This is a genomic window from Blattabacterium cuenoti (assembly GCF_014252055.1).
Classification (GTDB): Bacteria; Bacteroidota; Bacteroidia; order Flavobacteriales; family Blattabacteriaceae; genus Blattabacterium; species Blattabacterium cuenoti_D.
Map to the genome: position 1 here is coordinate 224820 of NZ_CP059208.1, position 15723 is coordinate 240542.

At 25.0% G+C, this 15723-nt stretch carries 16 protein-coding genes and 1 tRNA gene; 10 read left to right on the forward strand and 7 right to left on the reverse strand.

Going from position 1 to position 15723, the window contains the following annotated elements; translation table 11 throughout:
* Nucleotides 1-1407 carry an anthranilate synthase component I family protein gene (locus H0H48_RS01090; protein WP_185871274.1) on the reverse strand — a complete coding sequence of 469 codons (1407 nt, stop codon included), beginning with the start codon at nucleotides 1405-1407 and terminating at the stop codon, nucleotides 1-3.
* A gap of 313 nt (nucleotides 1408-1720) precedes the next feature.
* Between H0H48_RS01090 and H0H48_RS01095 the strand changes: the two genes are divergently transcribed.
* The 9 genes from H0H48_RS01095 to H0H48_RS01135 all read left to right on the forward strand — a co-directional run bounded on the left by H0H48_RS01095 (nucleotide 1721) and on the right by H0H48_RS01135 (nucleotide 11341).
* Nucleotides 1721-2383 (forward strand): glycoside hydrolase family 73 protein, encoded by a 663-nt coding sequence (locus H0H48_RS01095; RefSeq protein WP_185871275.1) that lies wholly within the window; start codon nucleotides 1721-1723, stop codon nucleotides 2381-2383.
* Between the two features lie 17 nt (nucleotides 2384-2400).
* The gene (gene gcvH, locus H0H48_RS01100; RefSeq protein ID WP_238785337.1) at nucleotides 2401-2826 is read left to right on the forward strand and encodes a glycine cleavage system protein GcvH; all 426 of its coding nucleotides are present in this window, start codon (nucleotides 2401-2403) and stop codon (nucleotides 2824-2826) included.
* The gene (locus tag H0H48_RS01105) at nucleotides 2823-5060 is read left to right on the forward strand and encodes a heavy metal translocating P-type ATPase (protein ID WP_185871276.1); all 2238 of its coding nucleotides are present in this window, start codon (nucleotides 2823-2825) and stop codon (nucleotides 5058-5060) included. The genes gcvH and H0H48_RS01105 overlap by 4 nt, the downstream gene beginning before the upstream one ends.
* A 63-nt stretch (nucleotides 5061-5123) precedes the next feature.
* Nucleotides 5124-5261, forward strand: a complete 138-nt coding sequence (ccoS, locus tag H0H48_RS01110; protein ID WP_238784750.1) for a cbb3-type cytochrome oxidase assembly protein CcoS — start codon at nucleotides 5124-5126, stop codon at nucleotides 5259-5261.
* 9 nt (nucleotides 5262-5270) lie between these two features.
* Entirely contained in the window at nucleotides 5271-7460 is a 2190-nt protein-coding gene (gene ccoN / locus H0H48_RS01115; protein ID WP_185871277.1) for a cytochrome-c oxidase, cbb3-type subunit I, read from the forward strand.
* A 5-nt stretch (nucleotides 7461-7465) separates the two neighbouring features.
* Nucleotides 7466-7651 carry a cytochrome oxidase gene (locus H0H48_RS01120; RefSeq protein ID WP_185871278.1) on the forward strand — a complete coding sequence of 62 codons (186 nt, stop codon included), beginning with the start codon at nucleotides 7466-7468 and terminating at the stop codon, nucleotides 7649-7651.
* Between the two features lie 6 nt (nucleotides 7652-7657).
* Nucleotides 7658-8542 carry a cbb3-type cytochrome c oxidase N-terminal domain-containing protein gene (locus H0H48_RS01125; protein WP_185871279.1) on the forward strand — a complete coding sequence of 295 codons (885 nt, stop codon included), beginning with the start codon at nucleotides 7658-7660 and terminating at the stop codon, nucleotides 8540-8542.
* 25 nt (nucleotides 8543-8567) lie between these two features.
* Nucleotides 8568-9017, forward strand: a complete 450-nt coding sequence (locus H0H48_RS01130) for a FixH family protein (RefSeq protein ID WP_185871280.1) — start codon at nucleotides 8568-8570, stop codon at nucleotides 9015-9017.
* A gap of 47 nt (nucleotides 9018-9064) precedes the next feature.
* On the forward strand, nucleotides 9065-11341 hold the full coding sequence (locus H0H48_RS01135) for an NADP-dependent malic enzyme (protein WP_185871281.1): 2277 nt from the start codon (nucleotides 9065-9067) through the stop codon (nucleotides 11339-11341).
* Here H0H48_RS01135 and murI read toward each other — a convergent pair.
* The 3 genes from murI to H0H48_RS01150 form a co-directional block, all read right to left on the reverse strand.
* Nucleotides 11336-12151 (reverse strand): glutamate racemase, encoded by an 816-nt coding sequence (murI, locus tag H0H48_RS01140; RefSeq protein WP_317168616.1) that lies wholly within the window; start codon nucleotides 12149-12151, stop codon nucleotides 11336-11338. The two genes, H0H48_RS01135 and murI, sit on opposite strands and share 6 nt — an antisense overlap.
* 21 nt (nucleotides 12152-12172) lie before the next feature.
* On the reverse strand, nucleotides 12173-12418 hold the full coding sequence (rpsT, locus tag H0H48_RS01145) for a 30S ribosomal protein S20 (RefSeq protein ID WP_185871282.1): 246 nt from the start codon (nucleotides 12416-12418) through the stop codon (nucleotides 12173-12175).
* Nucleotides 12419-12431: 13 nt separating this feature from the next.
* A tRNA-Glu gene (locus H0H48_RS01150) sits at nucleotides 12432-12503 on the reverse strand.
* A gap of 299 nt (nucleotides 12504-12802) precedes the next feature.
* Between H0H48_RS01150 and H0H48_RS01155 the strand changes: the two genes are divergently transcribed.
* Entirely contained in the window at nucleotides 12803-13159 is a 357-nt protein-coding gene (locus H0H48_RS01155; RefSeq protein ID WP_185871283.1) for a C40 family peptidase, read from the forward strand.
* Here H0H48_RS01155 and H0H48_RS01160 read toward each other — a convergent pair.
* From H0H48_RS01160 to H0H48_RS01170, 3 genes are read right to left on the reverse strand one after another with little or no spacing between them, the layout of a single operon-like run.
* Nucleotides 13144-14400 (reverse strand): 3-phosphoshikimate 1-carboxyvinyltransferase, encoded by a 1257-nt coding sequence (locus tag H0H48_RS01160; RefSeq protein WP_185871284.1) that lies wholly within the window; start codon nucleotides 14398-14400, stop codon nucleotides 13144-13146. The genes H0H48_RS01155 and H0H48_RS01160 overlap by 16 nt on opposite strands.
* Nucleotides 14401-14403: 3 nt before the next feature.
* Nucleotides 14404-14733 carry a MazG nucleotide pyrophosphohydrolase domain-containing protein gene (locus H0H48_RS01165; RefSeq protein WP_185850584.1) on the reverse strand — a complete coding sequence of 110 codons (330 nt, stop codon included), beginning with the start codon at nucleotides 14731-14733 and terminating at the stop codon, nucleotides 14404-14406.
* Nucleotides 14734-14737: 4 nt separating this feature from the next.
* Entirely contained in the window at nucleotides 14738-15712 is a 975-nt protein-coding gene (locus H0H48_RS01170; protein ID WP_185871285.1) for a transketolase family protein, read from the reverse strand.
* Nucleotides 15713-15723 lie beyond the last annotated feature (11 nt).

A 15723-nucleotide genomic window follows, 5' to 3' on the forward strand; every position in this document is an offset into this window, starting at 1 on the left:
TTATATGTTTTTAGCTAATTCTATAGCTTTAAATAAAGCCATTAGTTTGTTATTTATTTCTTGCAATTCTTTCTCTTCTTTAGAGTCAGATACAATACCTGCACCAGCTTGAAAAAATAGAGTATTATTTTTACTAAGAAATGAACGAATAACTATAGCTGTATTTATACAAGAATTATTTAATCCAAAAAAACCAATAGCACCACCATATACACCTCTATGTTGATTTTCTATTTTATCTATTAGTTCCATAGCTTTATATTTAGGAGCTCCAGATAAAGTTCCTGCTGGAAAAGTATCTACAAACACTTTTATAATCGATGTATTTTTTTCTAATTTACCAGAGACTTTAGATACCATATGTAACACATGAGAAAAAATTTGTATTTCTTTAAAACTTTCTACTTTTACATCGAAAGAGTTCTTACTTAAATCATTTCTTGCTAAATCTACTAACATAACATGTTCTGCATTTTCTTTGGGATTATTAGATAAATCTTTGTATAATCTTTTTTTATCTTTTTCATTTCCTAATCTACGTATAGTTCCTGCTATTGGGTTAATATAAGCTATTTTATTAGTGATGACCAGTTGAGATTCTGGAGAGGAACCAAATAATTTATAATCTCCATAATCGAAATAGAAAAGATATGGAGAAGGATTTATAAAACGCAAGGCACGATATACATTAAATTCATCTCCTTTAAACTTTTGTTGAAATTGACGAGATAATACTATTTGAAGAACATCTCCACGTAAACAAGCTTTTATTCCTTTAGATACCATTTTTTTGTATTCTAAATCTGTAATATTAGAAAAACGATTCCCTACAGATTTAAATGAGAAGGAATAAAAATTATTCTTTTTTATTAATTCTAATAATTTATCATTGATAGAAAATTCCTGATTAATATTATGAAATTGATGTTCTATTAAATAGATTACATTATGTAAATGATGAAATATAATTAAATTTTTATAGAATCCGAATCTTATTTGTGGTATATTATATTCTTCTTTAATTGGAGCGTTAAATTCTATTTTTTCAAAATATTGAATACTATCGTAAGATAAATATCCATATAAACCTGAATAAGAAGTATCCTCTCCTTTAAATTTATCAAAAAAATCTTCTATTAAGATTTGAATATCTAATTTATTATTTATGAAAATATCTTTCTTAACAGAATTTGGATACGAAGTACGCAATACATTTTTATCTAGAATAAGTTCAGAAATTGGATTTATACAAATAATTGATGAATTATTTTTGGAAACTTTGGAATCAGAATATTCTAATAACAATATTTTTGGAAAAACATCTCTTAATTTTAAATATAATTCTATTGGTGTAGTACTATCAGCTAAAATTTTTTTCTGAATAGTTCTAAAATTAAATTTAAACATGTTTCTATGGTATTTTTACATGATGAAAAAAAGGCCGTCTTAAAAGACAAGCCTCGTAAATATTGTCGGAATATGGTCTTCCTATTAAATTTTAAGATTTCAATTAATTTTGAAAAATTATCATTTTCTTTCTTTAAGTTCAAGAAATGACATTTATTTCACGACAAATATAAGTAAATTTTTTATTTATTTCTTTGTATATTATTAAGCTTATGCTACTATATTAAAATAAATAGAAATGTGCAATTTTTCTTAGATATTCATAGTATTTTTTAATTTTTAATTTTTTTAATTTTAAATATTAACAATTAAGATGAAAAATATTTTTTATTTTTTATTATTTTTTTCTATTCACTTTTCATCTTTTTCAAAACAAAAAGAAGAAAATATAAAGGATATCATTGAGTATATTAGAAAATATGCCGTATTTGCTATTCAGGAAATGGAAAAATTTGGAATACCTGCTAGTATAAAACTAGGGCAAGGAATTTTAGAGTCTTCTAGTGGTAGGAGTTTATTATCCAAAACTACAAATAATCATTTTGGAATTAAATGTGGAAAAAATTGGAAAGGAGAGTTTTCTTTTCATGATGATGATTTACCAAAAGAATGTTTTAGAAAATATAAATCTGTGCGAGAATCTTTTAATGATCATTCTAAATTTTTACTAAAGCCTCGTTACTCTAAATTATTTCATTTAAATAAAAACGATTACAAAGCATGGGCTATAGAGCTAAAAAAAGCAGGTTATGCTACTTCTCTAAAGTATGCAGATTTATTAATTAAACAAATAGAAAAATATTTTTTATGGAAATTTGATAAAGAGGTTTCTTCTGGAATAGAAAATAGAATAAATAAACATTTGACATTTATTATGGAAAAAAATAAAATTGAAACATCTAATTCTATTTTCATTCGTTTTTTCAGAAAAGTAATTTCTTTAGTGAAAGATAAAATTCGTGAAATAAAAAAATAATATATTAATAAAAACCAATGTTTGATAAAAAAATAATGGATAATTATAGTAGTAATAGAAGGTATAGCAAGAATCATGAATGGATTATAAGAAATAATCATGAAAATAATATAGCTTTTATAGGGATTACAGATTTTGCTCAAAAAGAATTAGGTGATATAGTTTATTTAGATATAGATGAATCTATAATAGGAAAAAGTATAAATGAAGGAAAAGTTTTTGGAACTATAGAGGCAGTAAAAACAGTTTCAGATTTATTTATGCCAATTTCTGGACTAATATTAGAATATAATAATAATTTATCATCTGAACCAGAACTTATAAATAATAGTCCATATGAAAAAGGATGGATTTTAAAAATTAAAATATTAAACAAAAAAGAATATGACTATCTTTTATCTTTGGAAGAATACAAAAAATACATAGGATCTATTATGTCATGATATATCATATTTATGATTGTTTCGATAATGATAAAGTAGCGGAAAAAATAACAGATTTTAAACATAAAAACCTCACAACTGTTCGTTTTTTAATACCTGATATTCATTGTAGTTCATGTGTTTTTGTTCTAGAAAATTTATCTAGAAGACATAAAAGTATTATTGATGTTAATGTTGATTTCAATAGTAAACAAATGTGGATTACTATCAATAATACTAAATTAAAAATTAGTGAATTAGCTAAAATATTGCATGATACAGGATATCCCCCTTCTATGGATTTTGAATTTATGGAAAAAAAAAATAGAGATCAACATCTATTTGATAGAAAACTGACAGCAAAATTAGCTATTTCCTTTTTTTGTTTTGGAAATATTATGCTTCTATCTATTCCAGAATATGTAGGAGCTTACAATGAAGATATCTGGTTTTTTGATCATAGAAATTTTTTTCGTTATTTAATGTTAGTCCTATCTTTACCTATAATCATTTATTCTTCTGCAGATCATATAAAATATGCTATTCTGGGTTTAAAAAAACAGGTGTTAAGTATGGATGTCCCTATTTCTATAGGAATATTAGTTTTATTTTTTTGGAGTTGTTATGAAGTTTTTTTAGATTTAGGATCTGGATACTTTGACAGTCTTGCTAGTTTTTCTTTATTTTTAGTAATTAGTAAAATTTTTCAAAATTATACTCATAATAAAATACTTTCTTTTGATAAGAATTATAAATCTTATTATCCTGTTTTAATAACAAAAATTCATAAAAAAGATAAAAGGGAACAAAAAATTTTTCTTTCATCTATAAAAAAAGGAGATATTATTATGATTAAAAATGAAGAAATAATTCCAGTAGATTCTATTTTAATAAAGGGAAATGCTGTATTAGATAATAGTTTTATAACTGGAGAATCTCATTTAGTTAATAAAAAAAAAGGAAACCGTATTTATGCTGGATCTAAACAAAAAGGAGAAGCTATTTACTTAAAAGTAATTAAAGATGTAGATCATAGTTACTTGAGTTTATTATGGAATAAAAAAAAACAACATACAAAAAAGCTTTCTTATTTAAATACTATATCTAATAGATTTAGTCAATATTTTTTTACTCCAATTATTTTAATAATTTCTATATTAACCGGATTATATTGGTATTTTATCAATGGCAATATCTTAAAGGTATTTCAAAGTACTTTCTCAGTACTAATTATTTCTTGTCCATGTGCTTTAGCAATTTCTACCCCTTTAATTTTTGGAAGTTTTATACGGTATTTCTCTAAAAAAGGATTTTATGTAAAAGATATTTATACAATGGAAAAAATTTCTGCAATAAAAACTTTGATTTTTGATAAAACTGGAACAATAACAGATCCTAATAAAGAAAAGGTCTTTTTTATTGGTAAAAAAATTGAATACGAAGAAAAGAAGATTATAGCATCTTTATTAAGAAATTCTAATCATCCTATAAGTAATAGGATATTATCTGAATTGTCTATAAAATGTTTTTATCCAGTAAAAAATTTTACAGAAATTATAGGTAAAGGAATAGAAGGTATAGTAAAAAATATTCCAGTTAAAATAGGTTCTCCTGAATATATGGGTATATCAATTCATGATATGAAGAATAAAACAATAGCAGCAATTTCCATTAATAAAAAATTTCTAGGTTATTTTCTATTTAGAAATTATTATCGTAGTGATATGGAAAACATATTTAAAAATATGAAGAATTATAAGATAATTATTCTTTCTGGAGACCATAACGAATTAGAAAAAAGGTATTTAAAATCAATTCTACCAAAGACTAGTGATGTATTTTTTAGTCAAAGTCCAGAAGATAAACTCGCTAAAGTAAAAATGTTGCAAGAAAAAGGAGAAAAGGTAATGATGATTGGGGATGGTATTAATGACTGTGCTGCATTAAATCAAAGTGAAGTAGGAATAGCTGTGTCAGATAATCCCACTAGTTTTTTCCCTAGCTGCGATGCTTTTCTTCAATCTAATTGTTTAGATAAACTTATTCTATTCTTAAAAATATCAAAAATATCTAAAAAATTAGTAATTATTAATTTTATAATTAGTTTATTTTATAACGGTATAGGTATTATATTTTCTATTTCTGGTAATTTGAAACCTTTGATAGCGGCCATTTTAATGCCTTTAAGTTCTTTTTCAGTAATTGCTTTTTCTATAATATCAACTTGGTTGGTTTCGCGAAGATTGTTAGTTTAGTATTCTATTTTATTTAAAATAGAAAATTTTATTTTTAGTTATTGTATGGATATAATAATTATTATGATATTATCTAGTATTTTTTTAGGAGTATTTTTTCTTGTATTTTTCTTAATTTGTCTATATTTTGGACATTTTGATGATTATGAATCTCCTAAAATTAGAATTTTAATTGATGATTATAAAAAAGAGAAAAATTAGTAAAAGATAATGAAATTAGAGACACATTATTACAATAATAGTATCGTAAAAGCTTTTTTATATGCTACAATGTTTTGGGCGTTAATTGGATTTTTAGCAGGTTTATTTATAGCTATATTATTATTTTCTCCTGAAATCCCTGAATTTATTTTTGGAAATAATTTAAAATTCTCCCAAGGAATTATGGGATTTGGTAGATGGCGTATGTTACATACAAATACTGCTATTTTTGCTTTTGTAGGAAATACAATTTTTACAGGTTATTATTATTGTATACAAAGGATACTAAAAACAAGAATATTTAGCGATACTTTAAGTTGGATTCATTTTTGGGGATGGCAAATATTTATTATTCTTACTTGGGTTACCTTTTTATTAGGAATAAATACAAGCAAAGAATATGCAGAGCACGAATGGCCTATAGATATATTAATATTTCTTATATGGTTGATTTATGGAATCAATATTATAGGAAGTATTTTAAAAAGAAGAATACAACATTTATACGTTAGTATTTGGTTTTTATTAGGAACATGGGTAGCTATGGCTATGTTGCATGTATTTAATAATCTTGAATTACCAATTTCTGTTCTATCTTTTAAAAGTTATTCTATATATGCTGGAGTTCAAGATGCATTGATGCAATGGTGGTATGGTCATAATGCTGTAGCTTTTATTTTAACTACACCTATTCTTGGATTAATGTATTATTTTGTTCCAAAAGCTTCTAATCAACCTATTTTTTCTTATAAGCTTTCTATCATTCATTTTTGGTCATTAATATTCATATATATCTGGGCTGGTCCGCATCATTTAATGTATACATCCCTTCCTAATTGGGCTCAAATGTTAGGAACTATTTTCTCTATTATGTTAATTGCTCCTTCTTGGGGTGGAATGTTAAATGGGTTGTTAACTTTAAGAGGAGATTGGAATAAGGTTAAAAAAGATCCTATTCTTAAATTTTTTGTAGTTGGTATTATATGTTATGGAATGGCAACTTTTGAAGGGCCTATGTTAGCTACCAAAACTTTAAATTCTATTGGTCACTTTACAGATTGGGTTATAGCTCATGTTCATCTTGGGACTTTAGGATGGAATGGATTTATGGCTTTTGGAGTTTTATATTGGTTAACGAAAAAAATGTGGAATACAAAATTATATTCTATTTCATTAGCTAATATTCATTTTTGGTTAGGAGTTTTGGGAATTGCATTATACATTTTTCCAATGTATTTCGGATCTGTTTTACAATCTATGATGTGGAAAAAATTTAATCCTGATGGAACCTTAACTTACAAAAATTTTTTGGATTCTGTTATATCCATTATTCCATTTTATAGAATTCGTTTTCTAGGTGGGCTCATTTATTTATTAGGTTTTATTTTAATGATGTTTAATTTATTCAAAACCATAAGAAAAGGTAATTTTATTAAAAATGAAGAGTTTAAATGCATTTCTTTTAATAAAAAAATAGAAAAAGAAAATAAAAATTTTCATAATTGGTTAGAAAAAAAACCTATACAGTTTACTATATTATCTTTTATTGCCGTAGCTATTGGAGGTTTTATAGAAATAATTCCTACTTTAGTAATTAAATCTAATGTTCCTACAATACATAGTGTTAAACCTTATAGTGCGTTAGAATTAGAGGGACGAGATTTATTTGTAAGAGAAGGATGTAATGCTTGTCATAGCGCACAAGTTCGTCCGTTCAGAGATGAAGTTGTTCGTTATGGAGAATATTCTAAGGCAGGAGAATTTGTATATGATCACCCATTTCTTTGGGGGTCCAAAAGAACAGGTCCAGATTTAGCTAGAGAAGGAGGAAAAAATCCAAATTCTTGGCATTATAATCATATGAAAAATCCTCGTTCTACTTCTTCAGGATCTATTATGCCTAGTTATCCTTGGCTTATTTATAATAAATTAGATATTTCTGATACGGAAAAAAAATTGAAAGCAATGATTAGACTAGGAGTCCCATATACTTCAGAATATGTAAAAAATTTTAAAAAATATATAGACGTTCAATCAAAAAAAATTGTATCCGATATTTATAAGGAATATCCTTCTTTAAGCAAAGAAATAAATACACAAAAAATAAAATATAAAAATGAATTTATTCCTTTAGAAAAGAGAGAAATAATAGCATTAATTGCATATCTACAACGTTTAGGTACAGATATTAAATCTTGAAATTAATGATAAGTTTTTTTAAACATTATTTTACTGGAGAAAAATACATAGGAATTTTTCAATCTATTATACTTGTGATATTTTTTTTAACTTTCTTCTTTATAGTATTTTTTATTTTGAAAAAGCCTAAAAAATATTATAGAGAAGAAATTATTTCTATTCTAGAAACAGAGGATAAAGAAAATAATTAGTATAGTATGAGGTATAAAGTTTCATCTTTCATTATGATTCCTTCTATTTTATCTATTATAATGTATATGTTATATACTTTTTTTGAAAGTTATAATAGAGTAAATTATATAGTTCATCCAATTACAATATTTTTTTTTATTGTAATCACAATATTATTATTTGTTTTAGAATCTATCAATTATTTAATATTTAAAAAGAGATTGGAATCCCTTTCAGAATACGAAAGAATAAAAATATTAGATGAAAATGAAGGAAATTATTTTCATAGACTTTATAGGTTTCTATTTATTGGACAAAATAATGAAAAAGTTAAAAAAATTGATCATGGATTTGACGGAATTATAGAATTAGATAATAAATTACCAGTTTGGTGGGTTCATTTGTTTTTGATTACAATTGTATTTTCAGCAATTTATTTTTTTTCTTATCTATTTATAGATTATTCTAATCCTTATAAAGAATATGACATAGCTTATAAAGATCAATTAAAAAAAATTGAAATTTTTGAAAAAAATACACCACAGGTTACTATAGAAAATGCTTCTTTTAAAAAAGATTTTATAAATAATGGAAAAACACTTTTTGAAGAAAATTGTTCTACATGTCATAAATCAGATGGTAGTGGAAGTATTGGTCCTAATTTAACAGATGATTATTGGATAAATATAAAAGAGAAAGATTTATTTAAAAATATATACTATATAATATGGAATGGAAGTGAGAACAATCCTACTATGCGAGCTTTTGGAAAATCAGGAGAAATCAAAGGAAATGATATTGAAAAAATATCTAGTTATGTCTATTTTATTAATAAAAATAAAAAATCTTCGGAGGGTAAAGCACCGCAAGGAAAAAAAAACTTAGATTGGATCAACGAAACTAAACAATAAATCTAAATCATCATTTTTTTTAATTATGAAAATTAAATTCAATTGGGATGTTGGAATAGTGTTATCTTTGATCACTTTCATTACTTTTATCATTTATATAGCATTTTTTTTTCCAAATGTAGAAAGTCAGCTTGTATCGGATAAATATTATGAAGAAGAAATAAAATATCAAGAAATTATAAATGAGAAAAAAAATTTTTCAAATCTTTCTAAAAAAATAAAAATTATTCCTATAAAATATTCTGGAATTAGAATAATGATTCCATATGATAAGAATGATATATATGGATATTTTACTCTATTTAGATCTTCCTCTAAAGATTTAGATGTTACAAAATATTTTAAAATATCAAAATCCTCTAATGTATTATTTATTCCAAAAAAATTATTGAAGAGAGGATCCTATAAACTTATAATTAGATGGAAATCTAATGAAAAAAAATATCTTTTTGAAAAAAATATATTCTGGGAATAAAAAATAAAAAAATAATTCTAAGAATTATTAAATTAATATTTAGTATAATGAGAAAAAAAACAAGTAATTTTCGTGAAGAATCTCTAAATTACCATAGTCAATTTCCTTCTGGAAAAATACAAGTAACTCCTACTAAAAAATATAGTAGCCAGAGAGATCTTTCTCTTGCTTATTCACCTGGTGTTGCAGAACCTTGCAAAGAAATAGCTAATTGTTCAAGAAAGGTATATAAATATACATCTAAAGGAAATCTTGTAGCAGTAATTACTAATGGATCTGCCGTATTAGGATTAGGTAATATTGGTGCTTTAGCTTCTAAACCAGTTATGGAAGGAAAAGCACTTTTGTTTAAAATTTTTTCTGGAATTGATGTTTTTGATATAGAAATAAATGAATCAGATCCTAAAAAATTTGTAGATATAGTAAAATCAATTGCACCTACTTTTGGTGGAATTAACTTAGAAGATATTAAAGCTCCAGAAGCTTTTGAAATAGAAAAAAAACTTAAAATGGAGTTAGATATCCCTGTTATGCATGATGATCAACATGGAACAGCTATTATTTCAGGAGCGGCTTTGCTAAACGCTATAACTTTTGTTGATAAAAAAATTAATGATATAAAAATGGTAGTAAATGGAGCTGGAGCTGCTGCTATTTCTTGTACAAGAACTTATAAACAACTTGGAGTAAAACCTGAGAATATACTTATGTTTGATAGCAAAGGATTATTACACACCTCAAGATCTGATTTAAATAAAGAGAAAAAAGAATTTTCTGTAAGTACTAAAATTTTGACTTTAGAAGAAGCAATTAAAAATGCAGATGTTTTTATAGGTTTATCTATAGGAGGAATATTAACTCCTAATATGCTGAGAAGCATGTCTAAAAATCCTATTGTATTTGCTATGGCTAATCCTGATCCAGAAATAGAATATGATTCAGCAATTAAAATTCGTACAGATGTTATCATGGCTACTGGAAGAAGTGATTATCCGAATCAAGTAAATAATGTATTGGGGTTTCCTTATATTTTTAGAGGAGCCCTTGACGTTCATGCTAGTGTTATTAATGATGAAATGAAATTAGCAGCTGTATATGCTATTGCTTCTTTAGCAAAAGAACCTGTTCCAGAACAGGTAAATATTGTTTATAATAAAAAAAATATTTCTTTTGGAAAAGAATACATTATTCCGAAACCTTTTGATAATCGACTAATTACTCGTGTTGCTCCTGCTGTAGCTAAAGCGGCTATGGATTCTGGGGTTGCAAGAAATCCTATTTTAAATTGGAAAGAATATAAAGAAAAATTGTTAGATAGAATGGGATATGAAAGTAAAATGCTTAGAATGATTCAAAATAGAGCAAGAACAAATCCAAAAAAAATTGTTTTTTGTGATGGAGAAGAATATGATGTTCTTAAATCAGTTCAAATTCTTCATGAAGAAGGAATCGTATCTATTCCTATAGTATTAGGAAACGAAGAACGTATAAAACGTTTAATGACTGAAAATAATCTTGATTTTGAATTAGAAATTATAGATCCATTAAAAGAAAAAAATGAAAAAAAAATAGAATACTTTGCTAAAATTCTATGGAAAAGGAGAAATAGAAAAGGTTTAACTCTATATGAATCAAAAATTCGTATGCAAACCAATGATCACTTTGGAGCTATGATGGTAGATCAAGGCGAAGCAGATGCCGTTATTACAGGTTATTCTAGAAGTTTTTCTTTAAGTTTACGTCCAATGTTAGAAGTCATAGGAAGAGATGATTCAGTTCAAAAAACAGCAGGAATGATGATATTGTTAACGAAACGAGGACCTTTATTTTTAGCAGATACAGCTGTAATTCCTGACCCAACTAGTGAAGAATTAGCTAGAATTGCTATTATGGCCTCTAATGTAGTTAGAGGGTTTGATATTGAACCACATATAGCTATGTTATCTTTTCAAAACTTCTCTTCTGATTCTAAAACTTCTTCTAAGGTTTCTAAAACAGTATATTTTCTACATAAAAAATATCCAAATTTAATAGTAGATGGAGAATTGCAACCAGATTTTGCATTAAATGAATTTTTGTTAGCTAGTAAATTTCCTTTTTCTAAACTAGTTAAAAAAAGAGCAAATATTTTTATTTTTCCAAATCTGGAATCAGGAAATTTAACTTATAAATTTATAAGAGGATTAGGAAATACTCAAACTATTGGTCCTATAATGTTAGGAATGCGAAAACCGGCACATGTTATGCAAATGCAATCTAATATAGAAGAAATAGTAAATTTAGCTACTTTATCTGTAATAGATGCACAAATAAGAAATTCATAAGATATTAAAAAATATATGTTTTTTAAACACAATATTTTTTCCAAAAAAAGTTTGAACTTTTTTTTGGAAAAAATATGGTAGAAAATTAGACGTATAAAAAATCTCTAATTTTTTTTTACTAGATGTAGTAAGACATGATAATTTTTTTTCTTTTAATTTATTTTTTATTTCTTGTACTACTATTTTTTGTATATCAATTAAATGAACTTTTCCATAATAGAAATTTTCTATTTCCTTTTTAAGGAATAAATAATGAGTACAAGCTAATAATAATGTATCTATTGATTTTAAATCATTTAAATAATTTTTTATGATATTTTTCGTTTTTATTATTCCAACTCCTTCTTCTATTATAGGAGCAAGTAGAGGTGCAGATATTTGAATTATATCTAAATGATGATGATATTTTTTTATTCTTTTTATATAAAAATTTGAACGTATAGTAGCAGGTGTTGCAATTATTCCTATTTTTTTAGATGATAAGAATAATTTATTTTTTACTATAGGATCAATAACGTTAAATATTATTAATTTTTTATGATATTTTTTTTTTATTTCGTATAAAGCATTAGATGTAATAGAATTACATGCAATTACTAAAGCTTTACATTTTTTTTCTAAAAGAAAAGATGCTATTTTCATGGAATTTTCTATAATAAAATTTTTAGATTTTTCTCCATATGGCATATTTTTATTATCTCCAAAATAAATAATTCTCTCATTAGGCATTTGTTCTGCTATCTCCTTAGCTATAATCATTCCTCCAATACCAGAATCAAATACCCCTATTGGAGCATTTATTTCCATCATTTCAGTAAATTAATCTAAAAATTATTTGGATAATAAATTTTTACTTAACCTATTTTTCAACCTAGATGATTTATTTTTATGGATAATATTTTTTTTAACCAATTTATCAATCATAGATATTACCTTAGAATAATCTTTTTCATTTTTATCATCATTATTTAAAAATTTTTTTATAGCCGTTTTCGTGCTTTTATATACATATCTATTGCGAAGACGTTTAACTTGGTTTTGTCTAATTCTTTTTAAAGAAGATAAATGATTTGCCATAAATTTAATATCATAGCCCATAGGGGAATCGAACCCCTCTTTCCAGGATGAAAACCTGACGTCCTAACCAATAGACGAATGGGCCTATTAAAAAGTAATATGTACAAATTATATTTTTTTTGTATTTAATACAAGTAAATTTCTTAAATTTGATCATCTATATCAATTTTATTCAAATGGAAAAAAAAAAGTAAAATTGTTTTCATCATAAATTCTTCTAGAATTGTTTTACTTATAATTTTTTATTATCATTTTTTTCATATTCCATCATATGGAAGAAATAATACAATAGTATTTGATAATCTTTTATTTAGAAAAAAAAATATTTACTTTAAAAAAAGTAAAAACAAAGGATATTTTTTAGTAGAAAAAGCAAAAGATTACATGCATACTCCATATAAATACGGAGGAGTTACAAAATCTGGAATAGATTGCTCTGCTTTTATAAAAAAAATATTTTCATTCTATAAAATAAATCTTCCACGTGTTTCTCATCACCAAGCAAAAAAAGGCTTTTTTGTTACAAAAAAAAAGATAAAAATAGGGGATTTACTATTTTTTTCTACAGGAATAACCAATAAGAAAATAAATCATGTAGGAATGGTTATTAATGTAAGCTACAAAAATATATTCTTTATTCATGCTTCTGCATCAAATGGTGTAGTTATTTCTCAATTGTATGAAAAATACTGGAACAATAAATATCTTATGGCAAGAAGAATACTTTACCTAGAAAAATAATCATTTTCAATAGAAAATCCTATAGATTTTAAATCTATCCAAAAATTAGGATATGATTTTTTTACAACATTTGGATCCTCTATACAAATGGAATACTGTAATCCTAATGGAGCAAAAGACATAGCCATTCTATGATCTTGATAAGTATTGAAAAAAATACAATGATTTTTTTCTTGTAAAAAATCTGTTATTTCTATAGAATAATTTGTTATATTCGTCTTAACCCCTATTTTATGTAATTCTTTTTTCAATGCTATTAATCTATCTGTTTCTTTTATTTTTAATGTTTCTAACCCTTTTAAAAAACATTTTATTCCAAGAGCAGCACTAGTAACAGTAATAGTTTGTGCAATATCCGGTGTTTTATTCAAGTTTAATTCAAAAAATTTTGGTAAACTAAAATTTATTTTTTTAAAAATGATTATTTTATTTTCTTTAAACAAAGTAGAAATTCCAAAATACTTTTCATATATATATGAGACTTCTTTGTCTCCCTGTAAACTATTATTATCATATGAAGATAAAATGATCTTACTTTCTTTTGCAATAGCAGACATAGAATAATAATAAGAAGCAGAACTCCAATCTGATTCTATATAAAAACATTTTTTTTGTTTCTTTTTTCCTGGAAAAATATGAATAACTTTTTTATTATTCCATAAAACTTTTATACCTGAGAGTATTAGCAGATCAAAAGTCATTTTTATATATGGAAAAGATGTAACGTTATCTTGCATAAAAATTTTAAGTCCATTTTTAAATTTACTAGCTACTAACATTAAAGAACTAATATATTGACTACTAACTTGTGCATTGATATTTATTTCTCCCCCAGTTATTTCTTTTCCTAAAATTTTTATCGGTGGATATCCTTCTTTTTCTAAAAAATTTATTTCAGCTCCTAGTTTTCTCAAAGCATCAACTAATACAAGAATTGGTCTTTCTTTCATTCTTTTAGATCCTGTTAGGATCACTTCTCTTTCTTTTTGTATAGATAAATAAGAAGTTAAAAAACGCATAGCTGTTCCAGCATGATGAATATCTAATATATTCGAATAACTAGTTAAACTACTTTTCAATATTTCTGTATCTTCACAATTAGAAAGATTTACAATATCAATTTCATCTTTATAAATAGCTTTTAAAATTAAAAGACGATTAGATATGCTTTTAGATCCATTTATAGATACGGATCCATATAAAGATCTATTATTTTTTTTCTTAATTTTTACGTAAGACATATTCTATTTTAATTTTTCATTTTCATGATGTCTACTATGGTCTCTCATTTTTTTTTCTCTCAATTTTTTATTGAAAGATTTTTCTAGATCAATCCCAGTTTGATTAGCTAAACATATTAAAACAAATAAAACATCTGATAATTCCTCTCCAAGATCATCATTATTATTACAGTTTTTTTTATTAGATTGTTCTCCATAATTTCTAGCAATAATTCTAGAAACCTCTCCTACTTCTTCAGATAAAAGTATTGTATTAGTTAATATATCAAAGTATCGTATTCCATGATTCATAATCCAATTATGAACTAATTTTTGTATATTTTTTATTTCCAAAATTTTATTTTAATTTCTTTTTAATTATATATTTAACATTATTTATAATAGAATAACGATCAACATTATATTTTTTTAGAAGTTCCATAGGTTTTCCACTTTCTCCAAAAGTATCATTCACTGCTACGAAACTTTGAGGAATAGATCCTATTTTTGTAGCAATAATTCTAGCAACACTTTCTCCTAATCCACCCCAATAATTATGTTCTTCTGCTGTAAGAACACATTTTGTTTTTTTAACAGAATTTAAAATAATATCATTATCTAATGGTTTAATTGTATGAATATTGATTACTTCACATTCAATTCCATATTGCTCATATAATTCTTTGGAAGCTTCTAAAGATTCCCATACTAAATGTCCTGTACTAATAATGGTAATATCTTTTCCTTTGATTAAACGAACTCCTTTTCCTATTTCAAATTTTTGGTTTTTATCTGTAAAATTAGCTACAGCAGGACGTCCAAAACGAAGATATACTGGACCAACATGATCGCATATACTTAAAGTTGCCGCATAAGTTTGATTGTAATCACAAGTATTAATTACAGTCATTCCCGGTAACATTTTCATCATTCCAATATCTTCTAAACATTGATGTGTAGCCCCATCCTCTCCAAGAGTTAAACCTGAATGAGATGCACATATTTTTACATTTTTATGAGAATAACAAATAGATTGACGTATTTGATCATACACACGAGATGTAGCAAAATTAGCAAATGTTCCTGCAAATGGAATATATCCTCCAATACTTATACCAGCTGCTATTCCCATCATATTAGCTTCTGCTATTCCTATTTGAAAAAATCTTTCAGAAAAAATTTTAGAAAATTCTTTCATAAATAAAGAACTAGTAAGATCTGCGCATAATACTACTACTTTACTATTTTTCTTTCCAAGGAACGTTAAGGCATCTCCAAAGCCTGCCCTAGTTTCTTTCAACTCTTGACTTCCATATTTTTTATATTGTTCCATATTATATTTCT